This is a genomic window from uncultured Ligilactobacillus sp. (assembly GCF_948826705.1).
GTDB lineage: Bacteria > Bacillota > Bacilli > Lactobacillales > Lactobacillaceae > Ligilactobacillus.
Window position 1 is genome coordinate 1 of record NZ_CAQLEL010000019.1, and the last position, 2,589, is coordinate 2,589.

Sequence of the window (2,589 nt, forward strand, 5' to 3'; positions counted from 1 at the left end):
CCTCATACATATCGTATGGTTTGTTGGGGCTGTCGGGGATAATCTCGTTCAAGGAATCTTCCAGACGATCGATAGGATCGGAACAATCTACGTATGGAGCCTCTTCCAAATTATTCTGAGGAATATAGCCTGAACAATACTAGCCGCAATCAAAAGCGTATAACTGGGAAGCTGGTCCAAGGGCAGGCCTGGCTCTAGGTGGAGACTCATGTAAATCCCCCCTCTTTCTGGAGCAAAGAAGGGACGGGAAAAGCGTCCCCGCGCAGCCTTTTGACTGCGAGCCAGATAAAGAGCTGGGCTCGGATTCCCCAGCGCGATCCCCTGCTTGGCATCGATTTGCGTTGACTGATCGTCTTTTCACCGGCTGTTTTTGTTTTATCTGCTTGGTAGATGACTTGATAGCTGATATCACTTTCTTTTCCTACACCTTTTTTCACCACTTGAGTTACCGGTTGCACAGTCTCTTCTACCGTATTTTCTGTTATCTTACCTTTAGCATCGACCGCATAAGTCGTCGTTACTATTTTTTTACCGACTTTACCAACTGTTACGATCACTTCTGGATCACTTGCATTCATCGTTTCATCCAATTGAACGCTCGTTTCAAATGGGATCTCTGTTTCTGTGATCGTTGGTTTAGTACCAATAACTATCACCCGATCTATCTTTTCACGCGTTGTCACACTAGTTGGTTCATTTGCTGTCACATTCCCAGTTCGTGGATCTAGCGTATACGTAGTAGTTGTCGTGATCTCACCTTTGACTCCTGTATTAGCGATACTTTCGGCTTTAGCTGGTCTTGATTCATCACCACGGTAAATAGTATCAAAAGCAATTTCAGTTTTTTCAATTTTAGACTTCGTACCAACATTAATGATTTCAGTTATTGGATCTTTTGTCACTACTGGATCACTTACATTTTCAATAACGTTTCCGTTTTGAATAGTATACTTCGTAGTCTTAGTTTGTTCTCCATTTACTCCTTCTTGAACAATAACTGTTTTTCCAACTTCCAAATTAGGATCTGCTTGATACTCTACTGTAAATGGGATCTCACTTGTCTCGATCTTATCCTCGGGAGCCTCCACTTCTTTTAAGAACGCTTCATATTTTTTCTCATCCATTTTAGCTGTAACGATCATTAAGTTACGCGCCTGGGCATACGTGTGCTCAAGAGGATCGATCTTTTTTGTGTCATTTGGATTATTGCTTGTCCCAAAGTCAAAACTGATCCCTGTTGTTTTTGGCGATCGCCCTTTTACGATAGTAGTTAGTTCTATTGTATTTTCAGCATTGATCTTTGCTTTAACAGCACTTGAATAGTATAAGGCTTCTCCTGAGTTTCCTGACATTGGGTCTCTAGGCATTCTTTGCCCGTTAAACAAAAGAAAATCAGGTAGCGTATAGGCATTATTGGCTGTAATCCTTATACCGACTGGTGCAGAAGTTGCCTTTCCAAGAACAACTGTTGGTTTATATTTAATGACCCACCGAATAGTTTCAGTTTGACTTGTATGTTGATCTTTTTGAATATATCCTGCTAAAAACGTGATCTTAGCAGTTTTATTATCTCCATTATGCCCATAATTTATCGGACTTGACGTAGTATAAATTTGCATTTCATTGCTATCTTGGACGGTTCTGAAGCTACTATTACTATTGCTAGCTTTAGAAACCGGTGTAACTGAACTTACTGCATCTTGGGAGGTATTTTCTTTAGCTACATCAACATCCATACTTTCATTTGGGATATCATTTTGCAAAGTAACTTCTTTATTTTCTAAAGTATCGTCAGCTTCTTTATTTTCCAACTTACTATTAGTTTCTTGATTTTCTGTAATAGCTTCATCTTCTTTGTCAGACACCACTACTTCTGCATTTTCTTGTGACAATGATGCTTCTGTCGTAGAAGTAGGTGCTTCATTTTTCAAAACGACTTCATTACTTGATTCTGAACTAGCATCAATTTGAACAGCGCTATTTTCCTGTTGTACAGCTTCATCCGCATGTACTTTTTCCCCTCCTTGAACCATAAATGTGGTGCCAACTAAAACAGAGGCTACTCCTACCGTCAATCGTTTGATCGCAAATCGTTGCTTCTTAGATTCCATCTTTTTAGCTAAGAGTTCATGATTGTTTTTAGAAAGCATCTTTATTCCTCCAGTATATAAATAAAAATATATTAAATTTTTTAATACTTTACATAAATATATTAATTTTTAACTAAGGAAATTTCAATCTCTTATTATGCTTTAGTACTAAAAAAGTGTTTTTATTCCACAAAAAGAGCGTTTACATTGTAACCTCCCTGAGTTTAAATGTTATTTTTGTATAAATTATATCAATGTTTTTACTTTATTTATTATTTAATAAATAAAGTAAATGTTTTTTAATTTATTTAGCTAAAATCAAATTTCCCTAACAAGAATTCTAGATTTTTAACTTTTATCAAAAATAAAAAGAGTATCGTTAAAAAATAAATCAACAATTCACATAATAGTTCTCATCCTTATATTTCTTAATAACTGTACCTATGTATAATTGTAAGGAGCATATTCGCGTGTATGGCCAATGTACTTTGCTAATCCC

1 protein-coding gene and 2 pseudogenes are annotated in these 2,589 nt (G+C 36.7%); all 3 read right to left on the reverse strand.

Annotated features, from left to right (window positions below; translation table 11 throughout):
• A partial coding sequence (locus tag Q9Q35_RS11940) for a hypothetical protein (RefSeq protein WP_370648867.1) occupies positions 1-109 on the reverse strand: 109 nt, incomplete at its 3' end.
• A gap of 14 nt (positions 110-123) precedes the next feature.
• A pseudogene (locus Q9Q35_RS01315) lies at positions 124-345 on the reverse strand (bifunctional biotin--[acetyl-CoA-carboxylase] synthetase/biotin operon repressor); the annotation flags it as partial.
• Between the two features lie 302 nt (positions 346-647).
• Positions 648-2,150: pseudogene (locus Q9Q35_RS01320) on the reverse strand (G5 domain-containing protein); the annotation flags it as partial.
• Positions 2,151-2,589: the final 439 nt, after the last annotated feature.